Origin of the sequence: Robertkochia aurantiaca, assembly GCF_020166495.1 — a bacterium.
Lineage (GTDB): Bacteria > Bacteroidota > Bacteroidia > Flavobacteriales > Flavobacteriaceae > Robertkochia > Robertkochia aurantiaca.
Genome location: NZ_JAINZS010000006.1, coordinates 1 through 15,103 on the forward strand (window position 1 = coordinate 1; position 15,103 = coordinate 15,103).

At 46.5% G+C, this 15,103-nt stretch carries 14 protein-coding genes and 1 tRNA gene; 7 read left to right on the plus strand and 8 right to left on the minus strand.

Translation table 11 applies throughout. The annotated features are described in order from the left end of the window. Positions 1 to 247 precede the first annotated feature (247 nt). Positions 248 to 838: a carboxymuconolactone decarboxylase family protein gene (locus K7R10_RS11265; protein WP_224484820.1), complete on the minus strand. Its 591-nt coding sequence runs from the start codon at positions 836 to 838 to the stop codon at positions 248 to 250. Between the two features lie 118 nt (positions 839 to 956). Here K7R10_RS11265 and K7R10_RS11270 point away from each other — a divergent pair, with 118 nt between their 5' ends. Genes K7R10_RS11270 through K7R10_RS11280 form a run of 3 tightly spaced genes read left to right on the plus strand, consistent with a single transcriptional unit; the run spans position 957 to position 5,216 of the window. Continuing rightward, positions 957 to 1,379, plus strand: a complete 423-nt coding sequence (locus K7R10_RS11270) for an OsmC family protein (RefSeq protein WP_224485273.1) — start codon at positions 957 to 959, stop codon at positions 1,377 to 1,379. A gap of 11 nt (positions 1,380 to 1,390) precedes the next feature. Next, positions 1,391 to 3,082, plus strand: coding sequence for a single-stranded-DNA-specific exonuclease RecJ (gene recJ / locus K7R10_RS11275; protein WP_224484821.1), 1,692 nt, complete (start codon positions 1,391 to 1,393; stop codon positions 3,080 to 3,082). Between the two features lie 7 nt (positions 3,083 to 3,089). Continuing rightward, positions 3,090 to 5,216: a glycoside hydrolase family 97 protein gene (locus K7R10_RS11280; protein WP_224484822.1), complete on the plus strand. Its 2,127-nt coding sequence runs from the start codon at positions 3,090 to 3,092 to the stop codon at positions 5,214 to 5,216. An 11-nt stretch (positions 5,217 to 5,227) separates the two neighbouring features. Here the strand turns inward: K7R10_RS11280 and K7R10_RS11285 are convergent, their stop codons facing one another. Genes K7R10_RS11285 through K7R10_RS11295 form a run of 3 tightly spaced genes read right to left on the minus strand, consistent with a single transcriptional unit; the run spans position 5,228 to position 7,311 of the window. Next, positions 5,228 to 6,004, minus strand: a complete 777-nt coding sequence (locus tag K7R10_RS11285) for an alpha/beta fold hydrolase (protein ID WP_224484823.1) — start codon at positions 6,002 to 6,004, stop codon at positions 5,228 to 5,230. A 47-nt stretch (positions 6,005 to 6,051) separates the two neighbouring features. Next, the gene (locus K7R10_RS11290; protein WP_224484824.1) at positions 6,052 to 6,819 is read right to left on the minus strand and encodes a UDP-2,3-diacylglucosamine diphosphatase; all 768 of its coding nucleotides are present in this window, start codon (positions 6,817 to 6,819) and stop codon (positions 6,052 to 6,054) included. A gap of 39 nt (positions 6,820 to 6,858) precedes the next feature. Beyond that, on the minus strand, positions 6,859 to 7,311 hold the full coding sequence (locus tag K7R10_RS11295) for a 6-pyruvoyl trahydropterin synthase family protein (protein WP_224484825.1): 453 nt from the start codon (positions 7,309 to 7,311) through the stop codon (positions 6,859 to 6,861). A 108-nt stretch (positions 7,312 to 7,419) separates the two neighbouring features. Between K7R10_RS11295 and K7R10_RS11300 the strand changes: the two genes are divergently transcribed. Then, positions 7,420 to 8,067, plus strand: coding sequence for a 2OG-Fe(II) oxygenase (locus K7R10_RS11300; RefSeq protein ID WP_224484826.1), 648 nt, complete (start codon positions 7,420 to 7,422; stop codon positions 8,065 to 8,067). On the opposite strand, the gene K7R10_RS11305 is transcribed toward K7R10_RS11300, so the two are convergent. The 3 genes from K7R10_RS11305 to K7R10_RS11315 are packed head-to-tail and all read right to left on the minus strand — an operon-like array spanning position 8,064 to position 10,655. Beyond that, the gene (locus K7R10_RS11305) at positions 8,064 to 8,834 is read right to left on the minus strand and encodes an enoyl-CoA hydratase/isomerase family protein (protein WP_224484827.1); all 771 of its coding nucleotides are present in this window, start codon (positions 8,832 to 8,834) and stop codon (positions 8,064 to 8,066) included. The genes K7R10_RS11300 and K7R10_RS11305 overlap by 4 nt on opposite strands. A gap of 28 nt (positions 8,835 to 8,862) precedes the next feature. Next, positions 8,863 to 10,224 (minus strand): MATE family efflux transporter, encoded by a 1,362-nt coding sequence (locus tag K7R10_RS11310; RefSeq protein WP_224484828.1) that lies wholly within the window; start codon positions 10,222 to 10,224, stop codon positions 8,863 to 8,865. Continuing rightward, a complete protein-coding gene (locus K7R10_RS11315; protein WP_224484829.1) occupies positions 10,221 to 10,655 on the minus strand; it encodes a GNAT family N-acetyltransferase in 435 nt (144 codons plus the stop codon). The genes K7R10_RS11310 and K7R10_RS11315 overlap by 4 nt, the downstream gene beginning before the upstream one ends. 126 nt (positions 10,656 to 10,781) lie before the next feature. Here K7R10_RS11315 and K7R10_RS11320 point away from each other — a divergent pair, with 126 nt between their 5' ends. The 3 genes from K7R10_RS11320 (at position 10,782) to K7R10_RS11330 (ending at position 13,649) form a co-directional block, all read left to right on the plus strand. After that, complete coding sequence (locus K7R10_RS11320) at positions 10,782 to 11,576, plus strand: universal stress protein (protein WP_224484830.1); 795 nt, start codon at positions 10,782 to 10,784, stop codon at positions 11,574 to 11,576. A gap of 19 nt (positions 11,577 to 11,595) precedes the next feature. Further along, a tRNA-Ala gene (locus tag K7R10_RS11325) sits at positions 11,596 to 11,672 on the plus strand. 483 nt (positions 11,673 to 12,155) lie between these two features. Continuing rightward, positions 12,156 to 13,649 (plus strand): carboxypeptidase-like regulatory domain-containing protein, encoded by a 1,494-nt coding sequence (locus tag K7R10_RS11330; RefSeq protein ID WP_224484831.1) that lies wholly within the window; start codon positions 12,156 to 12,158, stop codon positions 13,647 to 13,649. Between the two features lie 199 nt (positions 13,650 to 13,848). On the opposite strand, the gene K7R10_RS11335 is transcribed toward K7R10_RS11330, so the two are convergent. After that, positions 13,849 to 15,102 carry a M56 family metallopeptidase gene (locus K7R10_RS11335; RefSeq protein ID WP_224484832.1) on the minus strand — a complete coding sequence of 418 codons (1,254 nt, stop codon included), beginning with the start codon at positions 15,100 to 15,102 and terminating at the stop codon, positions 13,849 to 13,851. Between the last annotated feature and the right edge of the window lies 1 nt (position 15,103).

Here is a 15,103-nt window from a genome sequence, read left to right on the forward strand (position 1 = left end):
GAACCACTAAGAAATGGTCAAGACCAGTAAGTTGGACAAAGGTCATTAGTATATTATCAATGACTCACAAGGAAAGATTAGGCCTACCCTAAAAATAAAGAATGACACACTTAACTGAACACAACCTGGAAATACGGCACCTCTAATCCCTTATCCCTTATCCCTGCTTCGACATCCTCATTGACAAAGTCCGTATTCTTGCATAACTGCATAACTGCATAACTGCATAACTGCATAACTGCATAAACTACTCATGCTTCCCGATTTCCCAGCCACCTTTTTCCAGGTATTTTTCTCCGCTTTCGATAGCACCCTGTTCAAGAGTTGTGCCCATGGAATCGTTCCATCGGTTCAGGTATCCGAAAAGCGATATCACCCCCAGCATTTCAACGATCTCTCCTTCATCCCAATATTGGTGAAGTCGTTCCTTTATAGTTTCATCGACGGCATTGGGTACCTGCGAGGCTGCCAGTGAAAAATCAAGAGCAGCTCTTTCAGCTTCGCTAAAGGCTTCGTGAGTTTGGTATTCCCAGATATGATCCAGTTTTTCCTGTTCGGCGCCGTATCGTTCGGCGGCCCTGATGGCATGTGCCTGGCAGTAGCGGCAGCCCGTGGCATTGCTGCTCACCCATGCGATCATGCGTTTTAAGGCAGAGGTCACCCGCCCGTGATTGGCCATAACCGCCTTGTTCAGCTGAATGAACGACCTTGCGATCTCCGGCCTTATTTGCATGGTCAGAACAGAATTCGGGCAAAATCCCAGGGTCTCACTGAAGAATTCAGCGAGTTCTTTCGTTTTTGCATCGTGCTCGGGGGAAAGGGGGTTTATTAAAGGCATATCATTTTTTTTATGCAAAATAGCATTTTTTTAATTCTGGCCAGACAGGAGCATTTAACGACAAAAGGTTCTTCATTTTATGCGTATTTTTATTTTCGCATCTTAAAACTGAAGAATGATGACCAATAAAGTAGTGACCAGCTGGCAACAGAAGATGAGGTTTCATACCACCAATCCTGCAGGTGAATTTTTTATCGATGCAGGGCCCGAAGACGGTGGTGAAGGAAAGGGGCTGAGGCCTAAGGCGCTGATGCTTTCTTCCCTGGCGGGATGCTCCGGACTTGATATCGCCCACCTGATCGAAAAGATGAAACTGGAGGTAGACGATTTTCGCATTGATATAGAAGCAGAGCTTACCGATGAACACCCGAAATATTATCACAAGGTGAAGGTTGAATACCATTTTTATGGCGATAATCTTCATGAAAAGAAACTCAAAAGAGCGGTAGACCTTTCGGTAGATACCTATTGCGGGGTGATGGAAATGTTTCGCAGGTTCGCTGAAGTCGAGATAGGGGTCTTTTACCACCCTGCAGCCTAAACCCACTTTTTATGCGCTGGACCCTGAAGCCAAAACCTGAGCCTGAGAAAGTGAAAGCCCTGAGCGAGGCTCTGAGCGTCGACGAACTTACGGCATCGCTCCTCGTTCAAAGGGATATAACCACTTTTTCAGAGGCAAGGGCTTTTTTCAGACCTTCCCTTGATGCCATTCATGATCCGTTTTTAATGAGAGACATGGATAAGGCCGTCGACCGCATCGAAGAGGCGATATCGGCAGGAGAAAACATCCTGATCTATGGCGATTACGATGTAGACGGCACCACTGCCGTCTCATTGGTCTACAGCTACCTGCGGGGAAGATATGAACAGGTAGCCACCTATATTCCTGACCGTTACGAGGAGGGATATGGGGTTTCTTACCAGGGAATAGATTTCGCCTGTGATAATGACATCAGCCTGATCATAGCACTCGACTGTGGTATCAAAGCCATCGATAAGGTGAAATATGCCAAGGAAAAAGGTGTTGATTTTATCATTTGTGATCACCATCGTCCGGGTAAGGAAATCCCTCAGGCTGTTGCCGTGCTCGATCCGAAAAGAGACGATTGTGACTATCCCTATGATGAGCTTTGTGGCTGCGGGGTTGGTTTCAAACTGATCCAGGCACTGCATTACAGGCAGGGAAAAGGCCTTGATGAACTATTGCCTTATCTCGACCTGGTAGCTACGGCTATTGCTGCCGACATCGTTCCCATAACGAGCGAGAACCGCGTGCTGACCTACTATGGGCTGCAGGTCATCAATGAGAACCCTCGACCCGGGTTAAAGGCACTTATGGGCGAAGTGAATAAAAAGATGACGGTCACCGACCTGGTCTTTATCATAGCCCCAAGGATCAATGCGGCAGGGCGAATGAAGCACGGGCAGCATGCCGTAAACCTGCTTACCGAGACCGATATAAATATGGCTGTGGCCTTTGCCGGGGAGATCGAAAATTTTAATCAGGATCGCAGGGATCTTGATCAGCAGATCACCCTTGAGGCCCTTGATCAGATCAAAGGAAACCGGGAAGAAGAACGGTTCACAACCGTTGTCTATAACGAATTGTGGCATAAAGGGGTGATAGGTATTGTGGCCTCACGTCTTACCGAAACCTATTACCGTCCGACCCTTGTATTTACCAAAAGCGGTAATAAGCTGGCTGCCTCGGCACGCTCGGTAAAAGGGTTTGATGTATATGACGCCCTTGAAGCATGCCAGGAGTGTATCGAACAGTTTGGCGGCCATAAGTACGCTGCCGGGCTGACCTTGCTGGAAGAGCAGTACCAGGCTTTTAAAGACCGTTTCGAGCAAGTGGTTTCCTCGACCATCGACAAGCGCCTTCTTACCCCGGAACTCACCATTGACTGTGAACTTCCCCTGGCGGCAATAACGCCGAAATTTTATCGTATCTTAAAACAGTTCGCTCCATTCGGGCCCGGGAATGCCATGCCGGTATTTATGGCTCATGATCTAACCGACAGCGGCTACGCAAAGCAGGTTGGAAAAGAAGGGGATCACCTGAAGGCACAGGTGTCGCAATATGGATCTGCGTCTTTTGGAGCGATCGGATTCGGTCTGGGTGATCGCCTGGAACAGGTGGCCGGTCGCAGACCGTTCTCAGCCGTGTTTACTATCGATGAAAACGAATGGAACGGTAGCGTTAACCTGCAGCTTAAATTAAAAGATGTCAGAACCAAATAAACGTTTTATGAAACCTTTTATTAAATTCTTCATGCTGACCCTTCTTGGGTTGAGCGCCTGCAATGAATCGGTACAGGAAGCAACGGTGAATTCACCATCGGGTAACAACCTGCTTCATTTTTTTCTCGATACGGAAGGTACCCCCCATTATTTTGTGGAACATAACGGAACCCGGGTGATCGATACCTCCTCGCTGGGATTTGAATTTAAAGAATGGCCGGCCCTCAGGTCAGGCCTGACAATCACAAATGTTCAGGCAACAGGTACAGATGAAACCTGGGAAATGCCATGGGGAGAACAGCAGGAAGTGCGCAATCACTACAATGAGATGCGTGTCAGCCTGAAAGAAGAAAATGATGAGGAGCGCAGCCTTCATCTGGTTTTCAGAATGTACGACGACGGCTTGGGATTCAGGTATGAAATTCCGGAGCATGAGGGAAAAGAGGAAGTGATCATTACCGACGAATATACCGAATTCATGCTTACCGGCGATCACACTGCTTGGTGGATACCCGGAGACTGGGATATCTATGAGCACCTCTACAACACCAGCAGGGTGAGTGAGATCGACGCCATCAGCAAAAGAGATCACCCGAACCTGGCCTCCACCTATATTCCTGAGAATGCGGTAAACACCCCAATAACTTTAAGAGCGGAGGGAAAACAGCGATATTATCTGAGTCTTCATGAAGCTGCATTGATCGATTATGCCGGGATGACGTTGAAGGTTAATGAAAACCGCCCCGGTTTTGTAAGCGAACTGGTGGGCAGCGATATTAGCGGATATAAGGTTAAAAGAAGCCTGCCGTTCCACACCCCGTGGCGCACCATTCAGATAGCCGATGAGGCTCCTGAACTGATAGAATCCAAGCTGATCGTCAATCTTAATGAACCGAATAAGATAGGCGATGTTTCCTGGTTCACCCCTATGAAATATACCGGTATTTGGTGGGAGATGCACATGGGAAAATCAACCTGGGATTTTGCCAATACTCAGAAAGGAGGGGAAACCCTTTCGATGGAAGATGCCAAAGGCACACACGGAGCAACCACTGAAAATGCCAAGGCCTTTATCGATTTTTCAGCAGCCAATAATATTGGAGGCGTTTTGATCGAAGGGTGGAATACCGGCTGGGAACACTGGATCGGCTTTGAAGACCGTGAGGGAGTTTTTGACTTCGTTACCCCCTATCCCGACTACGACCTGCAGGAAGTGGTATCTTATGCCGACGAAAAAGGCGTGGAGATCATTATGCATCACGAAACCTCTGCTGCGCCAAGAACCTATGAAAAACAAATGGATACCGCCTACGCTCTTATGCAAAAACTGGGTATTCATTCGGTCAAATCAGGCTATGTCGGAAAGATCATTCCCAAAGGTGAGTATCACCACGGACAGTGGATGGTTAATCATTATAACAACGCGGTAATTAAGGCGGCCGAATACCAGGTGGCCGTAAATGCTCATGAACCCATTAAGGCTACCGGATTGCGAAGAACCTATCCGAATATGATCGCCAGGGAAGGGTTACGGGGGCAGGAGTTCAATGCCTGGGCCTCTGACGGAGGGAACCCGCCTGAACATTTACCGATCGTTGCTTTCACCAGGATGCTGGGAGGCCCCATAGACTTTACCCCGGGAATATTTGATATCAAAATGGAAAAGTGGAAACCGGAAAACCAGGTCAACACCACTCTGGCTCATCAACTGGCCCTCTATGTGGTGATCTATAGTCCCATTCAAATGGCAGCCGATCTGATTGAGAATTATGAGGGGCATCCTGCCTTTCAGTTTATTCGTGATGTCGGGGTGAACTGGAGCCAGACCGATGTGATCAATGGTGAACCGGGAGATTATGTGACCATCGCGCGAAAGGAACGAAACACAGGGAATTGGTTTTTGGGAGCTATCACCGATGAGGAAGCCCGAAATATGGAATTGTCTCTCGATTTTCTGGATCCGGGTAAGACCTATACAGCTACTGTCTATGCAGACGGTGAGGATGCGCATTGGAATGAGAATCCCACCTCATACAGTATCAGCAACCGGGAGGTGACGCGACAGGATACCATGACCATCAGCATGGCGCCCGGGGGAGGGGTTGCGGTAAGCTTTATTGAGAAAACAGAATAAGAGGGGGTTGCTTATAGCATGGAGGCGATATGCCGGGAAATAAGTTTGCGGTGTGTCCACGGAAGAAAATGGTTTCCCCAGGTCACCGGAATGGCTTCCACCAGGTCTGCCGGGAAGGCTTCTTTGACGTATCTCAGATTTCCGAAAGGAACGATCAGGTCGCCTCTTCCATGAATGACCTTTGCGGGGATACTGAGATTATTCCATCGGGATGCGGCTTTCTGCAGCTCTTTTTTGTGGTGTTTTTTTTCAAAGGCGGCTACCTGGAAGGGCAGCGGCACCAGGTTTCGGGTTAACGACCACTCTGTGAGCTTGCCCAAGAGAAAGTAGCGTTCTTTGTGAGGAGCGATCGCCGGGGCGATCATAACGATACCCTTTACCGCATTGTTCAGCAAAGCGGTGTAAGCGGCTATAGGCCCTCCGTAAGAATGCCCTGCCAGGATCACCGACTTCAGTTGTAATATATCGATCAGCTGATGCAGTATACGGGCCTGTTGCGAAATGTTTTCAACAGGATTCCCCAAACCTGAATAGCCATATCCGGGCCGGTCGTAGGTGATTAATCTGCCTTTACTGATAAGTTCTTTTTTTCTTAAATAACCGTAGAAATCAGAAGATGATCCGGGAGCACCATGAATGAATATTACGGCACGGTCGTCATTCTCACCCATGGAGATCACCCGTACGGGTGGTCTTTGATGATCGACGGTTATATAGTCGATCTGTGGTTCGAGGGAGTATTTCCTGAATTTACGTCTCGTTTGGGTGTCATCGATACGAAATTTCATGTCTGCGCCATTTCTGTTTAAGATACGGCAATTCGCAGAATTAACCTTTAATTTTCAGGCTCTTCAAACCGCTTTAATTCGAAGGTATCACCGTCAAATACGCCATAGGTGAAATAGGTGATCCAGTCGCCGAGATTGTAATAAGTAGCATCATCTCCCAGGTCTATTTCCAGCGGCAGATGGCGATGGCCAAAAACAAAATAATCGCGGTGTTTTTCCTCCAGTTTTCTTTTGGCATATTGCACCAGCCACTCGTTCTCTTCTCCCAGGAATTTGATGTCTTCATCACCGGAGATGATCTTATTCTTGACCGAGAGATATTGGGCCAGCTTCACACCGAGATCGGGGTGCAGCCATCTGAAGAACCATTTGGCAACGGGATTGGTAAATACTTTTTTCATGCGCTTATATCCCTTGTCACCGGGTCCGAGTCCGTCGCCATGCCCGATAAAAAACAGGCTGTCGTTGAATGTGAATTCACGGGGCTGGTGATATACGGGTATACCCAGTTCTTCTTCAAAATAACCATTCATCCACAGATCATGATTCCCGACAAAGTAATATACCGGGATTCCGGAGTCGGTGATCTCAGCCAGTTTACCCAGAGTGCGGGTGAACCCCTTAGGGATCACAGTTCGGTATTCGAACCAGAAATCGAAAAGGTCGCCCAAAAGAAAAATAGCAGCTGCATCCTGTTTGACTTCGTCAAGCCAGCGTACGAAACGGGCTTCACGCGGGGCGCTGTCTGCAGGGGTAGGAGCTCCCAGGTGATTGTCTGAGGCAAAATATACCTTTTTGTCAGGAGGCAATTGCATAGTGGCGGTTTAGGCTGTAAAGATAGAAATTAATGCTTGTTAGCTGTTGTCGGAGGCGTACCACTCTGCGAATGATGACTCTGTCTCCTGTAGTTTTAAAGAATGCAGGCTGATGTTATCAGGCAATCTGTTTTTGATCTTTTCGGCAAAATCGAGTATCATCTCTTCACTGGTCGGCTGGTAGTCAACCAGGATGATGTTGTGACCGCGGCTTTCAAGTTCTCTTGCCAGTTCGACATGGGGAGTATTCTTGTTGAAGACGGTGGCATGGTCGAACACATCGACGATCTCTTCTTTAACGATCTTTTTCAGATCTCCGAAATCGATAACCATGCCCAGTTTTACATGACTGGTATCTGAAATAGGGGTGCCGATCACCGTGACTGACAGCTTATAGCTGTGTCCGTGTACATTACGACACTTTCCGTCGTAACCGTAAAGGGCGTGACCTGTCTCGAAATTGAACTGTTTGGTAATGCGAATCCTGGACATGAAATGATGATTTGGATGCAAAGATACGCGAAAATGGCAGCATCGCATTTTTTTGATAATCGAATTGAAACTTGACGTACATTAGCGCACTTTTTACTTGAACCAAAGTTGACTACAGTTGTAAGAGAACAAACATTCTTCGGGGAAGAACTGTTGTTCGAGCAGATCATCACAGACTTGTTGCAAAAACATTACTGTGTTACAGATCAGTTTTTTGACTACCCTACTGTATTGCGTTTACGCAGGTACCTGGAAGAGAAATACGAGGCCGAGGAATTCAGAAAATCGGCTGTGGGTAACCAGTTTAATGAGCAGGTTGTACGCAGTATACGGGGTGATTTTATTCACTGGATCGATGAGAACGAAGATGATGAAGGCATACGTGGTTTTTTTGATCGCGTCGATGCGATGACCGCTTACCTGAACAGGCATTGCTTCCTGGGCCTGAGAGACCGTGAATTCCATTTTGCAGTATACCCTGAAGGTACATTCTATAAGCGTCATCTGGATACATTTCAGAATGACGACCGGCGCAGGCTTTCGATGGTGTGTTACCTGAACGACAGGGAATGGCAGGAGGCAGACGGAGGGGCCCTCGCTATTTATACCGACTCACCCGAGGGAGAGCAGGAAACAGTGATCTACCCGGCTCCCGGCCGCGTAGTGATCTTTGAAAGCCAGGTACTGGAGCATGAAGTGCGTAGCGTGGGAGCTGAAAAGAGATTGAGTATTACCGGTTGGTTAAAGACCCTTTAGGCTTTCCGAAACTTTTCCAGCGCCTTTTTGGTGAAATCTGATAACACGAGTTCACCCGAAATGGCAGCACGCTCATTTAAGAGTTCATCCCAGTGGTCGGTCCCTTCCCAAAGGGCCTGTTTCATTGCCAGGAGAGCTTGAGGATTATAGGAAGCAAGCTGAGTCGAGAGGTGGGTTACCTCCCGGTCCAGCTCTTTCAGGCTGTCAAAAACCTTGGCATAGAGCCCTTTTTCTTTTGCCCACCAGGCGGTTTTCCATTCGGTTGGATTCAGCGACAGTTCGGCGAGAGCTCCCACTCCTGTCTTTCGTTCGATTGCAGGAGCGATCACGAAGGGACCGATACCTATTGAGATCTCAGATAATTTAATTGAGGCTGCTTCGGTAGCCATCACATAATCACAGGCAGCTATGAGTCCAACACCTCCCCCTACTGTTTTACCCTGAATCCGGCCAATAATGGGTTTTTTGCAGCGGCGCATGGCATTGATCACCCCGGCAAAACCGCTGAAAAACGCTTTTCCTTCTTCCAGGTTGTTGATGGCCAGTAACTCATCGAATGATGCCCCGGCACAAAAAGCCTTTTCGCCTTCACTTTTGAGTACGATGACGTTGGCATTTTCGTCTGCCGATAACTTATCAAAAGCGGCCGACAGGCGTTCGAGCAGTACGGTGGGAAATGCATTACTGGAGGGGTGCCCGAACTCGATATGGGCAACTCCGTTTTCTATGTGAGTATACAGGCTTCCTTGGCTACGGTCGGTGGTCATTTTTGATTTTTACATCAAAAATAAGGAATTAAAGGTTGTCGACCTTCAGGTATTTCTTTCTGAATTTAAGCACCAGGGCTCCTGAGCGGATCAGCATCCACACGAAAAAGGCGATCCAGATGGCATGAAGCCGGAGACCCAGATGGTCAAAGAGCAACAGGGTGGGAGTAAAACCGAGAAAAGTAGCGATGAGCAAAACGTTTCTCAGGTATTTTGCCTCTCCCAGACCCTTAAAGATACCGTCGAACATAAAGGCTACAGCATTGACAGGCTGCATGAGCAGCACCATCCAGAAGACCGAACTGAAAAGTGCCAGAACAGTGGCTTCCTTGTTGAAGATCATACCTATTTCATCGTAGAATATGCCGCATACCGCGATCAGGATCACCGCTATGGTCATGGCGTATTTGCTGATATCAACACTGAGCAGCCATAATCTTCGGTAATCTTTGGCTCCGAGCAACCGACCGGAGATGGCATTTCCTGCATTGGCATAGCCATCGATGAAAAAGGAAAAGAAGAGCCAGATATTCATCAGGATACTTTGTGCGGCGATATAATTCTTTCCGTAGTCAGTGGCATAGGCATTGGCCAGGTAGATGGCGAAGTTAAGGGCAGCGGTTCTGATGAAGAGATTAAAGCTCATCAACAGCAGGTCTTTCATTCGCGGATTGATCTGTTTGCGTATGGTTAGCCCGAAAGGGGTGCGGGTAAAGAAAAAATAGAAGGCCATGATCAGCATGGTGAACTGGGCGATCACACTGGCGATACCTGCACCTTTCAGATGCATGGCGGGAATATAACCATCAACCCCGTATACCAGCAGGTAGTCCAGTATGATATTGACAATGGCGCCGGTAAGGCTGCACTTCATGGCCCACAAGGTATTTTGCAGTCCGCGGAAAACGCCGAAAATCGCGAAGGTGACCAGGGTAAGCGGGTACCCCAGCGCCCTGATGCGGTAATAGTCTTCTGTGTATTCCAGTATAAGTCCTTCAGCGTTGTAGAGGCTGAAAATCTCCCGTGCTGCCAGGGCTGTGGTTCCGTAGATCACCAGGCTGAAAAGGAAGTTAAAAGCGATGGCCTGTGGAACCAGGGTTTTAACGGCATGAATACGTTGCGCCCCCAGGTGTTGGGAAACGATGGCCGAGATGGCCGTCTTGGTCTGGGCTACGATCCAGATGATGGCTGAGAGGAACGATCCTACTATACCTGCGGCGGCAAGCGCCTCGACCGGATTGGTTTCGACGTTCCCGATAATGGCAATGTCGGTCAGAGATATCAATGGTTCTGCGATCCCGGCTACGATGGCCGGAATAGCAAGCTGGTTGATCTCTTTAAAGGTGACCTTTGGATAGTTTATTTCAGATTCTTCACTTTTTCTGTTCATCTGAGATCGAGTTCATAACAATAAAAAGGAGCGTCGCTTTGTTTGGGGAAATAGACCTCACCGTTTCTCTGATAGCCACGGGCTTCATAAAACCGTTGATTTCTGCTGTTCAGGCTAAAGGTGTCCAGGCGTACGGAAAGGGCGCCACCTTCCCTAGCTGTTTTCTCTGCATAGGACATCATTTGCTGTGCGTATCCCTGTGACTGAAAGTCGGGATGAACAGCCAGCCGGTGAATATAAAAATTGAGTCCGGTGGGTACCTTCCAGGGAATGGTCTTGTAAATATCATCCATCAGGGTGGAGATAACGATGCAACCAATAACTCGCTTATCTGTTGTGAGCAGATATAGCTCTTCTCTTTTGATGTCTTCTCTGAAAGCTTCTTCTGAAGGGTAGTATTCGTTCCATTGAAAAATACCCCGTGATTGCATCTCCTGTGCACAGGCACGGGTGAGCTCAAGGATTTTTGGGATGTCTTCCCCGAAAGCTTGACGGATTTTTACTCTGAGCTGTTCTATTTTTTATACTTTTAAGGCACAAAAATAGCAAAAGACTTTATGAAGCATATTCTTGTTCCAATAGGGAATTCTGATAACGCCATTAATACCTTACAATACGCCGTAGATCTGGCCGAATATTTTAACAGTGAACTGTACCTTATGCAGGCTTTTACGCTTGTACCCAGGGCGGGTGCCATTTCGAACCTGCAGGAAAAAGTCGAAAAGAGCAGTGCTGAGCACCTGGAAGAATTGATCTCAAAAGTAGACAATAAAGGAGTGCATATTCAGATCGCCACCTACAAAGGTGATGTTGTTTCAGGAGTAAAGGCCATCGACAAGGAGCTCGGAATTGACTTGCTGGTGCTCGAACCCCGTTCGAACGATATCAGGGAAGAGGTGTTTTTAGGCAGTACTTCCGGGAGTATCATTAAACAAACCGACATTCCGGCCATCATTGTACCTGAAGGGAATACGTTCAGGGCTTACAAACACGGACTGGTAGCCTTTAAATCAGGGATCGTTAAAAATTCACAGCTTTTAAAGCCTTTAAGGGAGATCAAGAAGAAGATGGGAATGGAGCTGGACCTGTTATTGGTGAAGACACCGGATTATCGGGAAGAAGATCTGAATATCGATAAGGCTCTGCAGGAACTGTCTAAAGGTGTTAAAACTACAGAAAATACCACCACTTTTGAGGGTGTGCTGGAACACTTCGTAGAACACGATCCGGAAATTTTAATTGTTTTCAGAAGAAATCGCGGATTCTTTGCGAAACTTTGGGAAAAAAATATAATTTTGAAGCGCGAATTCAGATGCAGTATTCCGCTACTCGTTTTAAGCGTGAAGAAATAGCAGAATTCGATGAGGTTTTGGGGATGTAGCTCAGTTGGCTAGAGCGCTTGACTGGCAGTCAAGAGGTCGTCGGTTCGAATCCGATCTTCTCCACCAATAAGCACAGCACCCTTCCGGCAGCGCCGGAAAGTGGCAAACAAATAAAAGCCCGCAAGTTCGCTTGCAGGGCTTTTTTGTTTTCCATTACTCTAAGGAGTTCCGGGTGTCAATAAGTAAACTTTGATACGCTCCCCTTTTAAGGAGGGCCAAGCGGTCTGTGGTATTATTAGAATTACCTTCCGCTCCCCCTTCGAGGGGGAGCTGTCTGCCCCCTCTGGGGTGCAGACGGAGGGGGTAATCATCGTTTCATACAGAGGTTAAAACAGGAACAATCCACAGGAAGAAACTCTGTAGTATTACACAAATCCAATAGTAGACCTTTACATTCAGATGTAACACGGTTCTACTTCGCTCGTCTTATTCCTGAAGCATAGAGATTGTTCCTGTGAGCAAGCGGATCAGAGATCGGAGAGCATTGTATTCCGATTTTCGCTACTCTGCTAAATCAGGACTATCTTTAATAAATCAAACAAAATTCAAATGTTAAAAAAGCCGGTACTCTCTCTTTTACTATTTCTGTTAGCCGTTGTTTCGGCTTCCGCCCAATCCATTTCGGGGAAGGTTGTAAACGAACAAAACGAACCCATAGCCTATGCGACGATTCAGTTGAAAGATGACTACGGGGTAATTTCGAATTCAGAGGGAGAATTCACCCTCGTGCTCCCGAAAGAGCCCGGTGGAAAAGTGACCATTTCATTTCTGGGTTTCGAATCTCTGGAGATCCCGGTTTCTGAATTTTCAGAGAAGACATATGTACTTCAGGAAAAGGTGACAGAACTCGATCAGGTGGTTGTGAGCAACAGGCAGCTGAATGCTGATGAGATCGTCGAAAAGATGATCACGACTGCTCCCGAATTGCATAGTACTTCTAACCACGAACAACTGTTTTTTATGCGTGATCAAAACGATCAGCAATTGCTTGATTTTGTCTTTGAGATCGATAAGGCTTCCCAGTCTTCAAGAAAGGATCTCAGGGAGATCAATGCCGGGATAGAACAGCTCACCAGATCCATTAAAGATAGCAGGTTCAAGTTCTTTACAGAGTATTACGGCCAGCATCTTCAATGGGAGGATTCTTCAAAATTAAGGGTGCAAAAAGCGGTAATTCTCAAAGACAGAGACAGGGATATCTCAGCCGAGGAGATCACCAAGAAACTGGTCAATACCGTCAGGCCTTATTTGGAGAAGGAAGCTACCTACAAGGTGAAAACCGGGATCATTAAAATTGAAGATTCGTTAAAAACAGATGAGATTTTTGATCAGGATATCGACTCGCTTAAAGGAAAGACCAAATATGTAAAGGGCAATCTCAGATGGAGGTTGAAAGAACACAATGAATTCTTTAAAAACGAGGAACTGGATTTTTTGCAGAAAATGAATCGTTATAATTACGTGCTTGAAGGCTATGCCGATATAGGCGGGGAACCGGTCTACATTATCCGCTTTGATCCTGAACGTAGTAGTGCCGCCTTCGCCGGAAAGATGTATATCCATATGTTCGACTATGGAATGATGCGTTTGGAATATGAGATGCTTGAAGGAGAGAAAATGCAGAACGTTAACCTGAAATTTTTGCTGGGTATCAAATACCGGGAAGACCGGATTCGTGTGATTTCTGAATTTCGCAAGAATGAAGCTGGTAAGTATTACCTGAAGTTCGGAAGAAGAAGCTCTGGAGAGTATGCTTATATCAGCCGTCCGCTTAAGTTCATAAAGAACAGAACAAATCGATCAGATGACAGACAGGTTTTTAAAATGGACTTTACCTTTGAGCTTGATAATTATTCCACGTCGGAAATCTATATAGCCGGTAATAATGATATGAACGAGTCGGATTTCCGTGCCTTTGAAACACAGGAGAATTTCGAACCCATAGAAACAGAGGTGTACGATGCAACTTTGTGGGAAGGATACAATATCATAGCTCCGATAGAAGATATTAAAAACTACGGTAGAAATGCCGATTTGCAGTGATTTACGGCAGGATCTCCCCCAGCCGGGAAGACGAAAGGAGTACAGGAGGCTAACAGGATAGTCCCTATTTTCGCTGAAGTAGTTGTTTGGGATGTGAACTTCTGACTGAGAGGGTGTTCCTGGTCTCAGCCATAGATAAAATAAGAACAGTCCGGCTTAGTAGTGCCGGACTGATAAAACCATGTCATCTGGAGCAGGGTTACCTTGTTGTAATGATCACTACCCGGTCATAATCTTTATCGGTATATTTTTTGATCTCATCTTCGACTCCGATAATATTCACTGACCTTATATTCTCTTCGCCAATAGCAGACATATCGAAAGTATCGTCCTGAACTTCCCCATCTACCACATAAAGTTTTCTCGCATTTTCAAAGGAGAACTTTTCCGGTGTTTTTATCTCTGATTTGGTAACGATTGCTACCACATCACCCTTTTCCCCGCCGCTGATAGTCACGGTAGCGATTTCCTCATCGTTCATTTTGTCGACATAATCTTTAGAAACGGTTTTCCCGTTTACCACGAAAGTGGCGTTCTTGGTTTCCAGACCTTTGAAATCTGTCACCTTCTGATCGTTATCAGTGGTGTTGCAGGCAATGGCTATTAATAGCGTTAGCACTACAGGGATCAATGCCAGTATTTTAATACCGGACTTGGCATTTACATTTGAATTACTCATCATAATGATACGTTTTTTGATTAATGAATGATTGAAGTTGGAAGAAAGGCCAATAAGCCTGCCTTCCGCGATTTGATTAATAAGAAGTGCCTGGTAAGCAGCTTTATTTGCGCCCGTTTTTAATACGCCCTGGTCTGCCAGATATTCATGTATCAGGGTGATCTTTCCCTTGATAAACCAGGCAAGAGGGTGAAACCAGAAAAGAGCGATGAAAATTTCGGTCAACAGTATGTCTGCAGAGTGATATTGTACGGCATGAACGCGCTCATGAGCAATGATCTGATCCCGTTCTGTCCCTTCGTTTAGTTTTTCCGGGATGAAGACATAATGAAAAAACGAAAATGGAGCCTTTATTTCAGGATGAACTAAAAGCGTAAGTTCACCATGGCTTTGCATTTCAGATCTTTTACGGAGGATAAACAGGCTGTTAAGTCGCCAAAAGATACGTACGATCAAAAAGGCAGATATGATCACATACAGGGTTAGGAAGATCGTTTCAGCACTTAATGTGCCGGACGCAGAGGTGTTGACTGATTCCCGGGCCAGAGGTGTCATCTCCGGAAGCGAAGTTATTCCTGTCGGAACAGGCATACTCTCCAGAATCGTTCCAAAGCGAAATGGCTGAAATGGTAAGAGTACAGAGGCGATTAAAGTTACTAAAAGATAGCCCCGGTGCGCCCACGGTGGAGTTTGATCAGTAAAGATCAGTTTATAGGCTGCATAGAAAAGGCAAAGGCTGACTGAGGTCCATATGAGATAATATAAAGGCTCCATC

Bases quoted from the DNA above. Each gene is read 5' to 3' on its own strand.
- K7R10_RS11295 (WP_224484825.1), bottom strand. From the start codon at position 7,311: ATGTCCAGGATTCGCATTACCAAACAGTTCAATTTCGAGACAGGTCAC.
- K7R10_RS11270 (WP_224485273.1), top strand. From the start codon at position 957: ATGACCAATAAAGTAGTGACCAGCTGGCAACAGAAGATGAGGTTTCAT.
- K7R10_RS11305 (WP_224484827.1), bottom strand. From the start codon at position 8,834: ATGACCACCGACCGTAGCCAAGGAAGCCTGTATACTCACATAGAAAAC.
- K7R10_RS11265 (WP_224484820.1), bottom strand. From the start codon at position 838: ATGCCTTTAATAAACCCCCTTTCCCCCGAGCACGATGCAAAAACGAAA.
- K7R10_RS11330 (WP_224484831.1), top strand. From the start codon at position 12,156: ATGTTAAAAAAGCCGGTACTCTCTCTTTTACTATTTCTGTTAGCCGTT.
- K7R10_RS11290 (WP_224484824.1), bottom strand. From the start codon at position 6,819: ATGCAATTGCCTCCTGACAAAAAGGTATATTTTGCCTCAGACAATCAC.
- K7R10_RS11335 (WP_224484832.1), bottom strand. From the start codon at position 15,102: ATGGAGCCTTTATATTATCTCATATGGACCTCAGTCAGCCTTTGCCTT.
- K7R10_RS11285 (WP_224484823.1), bottom strand. From the start codon at position 6,004: ATGAAATTTCGTATCGATGACACCCAAACGAGACGTAAATTCAGGAAA.
- K7R10_RS11320 (WP_224484830.1), top strand. From the start codon at position 10,782: ATGAAGCATATTCTTGTTCCAATAGGGAATTCTGATAACGCCATTAAT.
- K7R10_RS11310 (WP_224484828.1), bottom strand. From the start codon at position 10,224: ATGAACAGAAAAAGTGAAGAATCTGAAATAAACTATCCAAAGGTCACC.
- K7R10_RS11280 (WP_224484822.1), top strand. From the start codon at position 3,090: ATGAAACCTTTTATTAAATTCTTCATGCTGACCCTTCTTGGGTTGAGC.
- K7R10_RS11315 (WP_224484829.1), bottom strand. From the start codon at position 10,655: ATGCAATCACGGGGTATTTTTCAATGGAACGAATACTACCCTTCAGAA.
- recJ (WP_224484821.1), top strand. From the start codon at position 1,391: ATGCGCTGGACCCTGAAGCCAAAACCTGAGCCTGAGAAAGTGAAAGCC.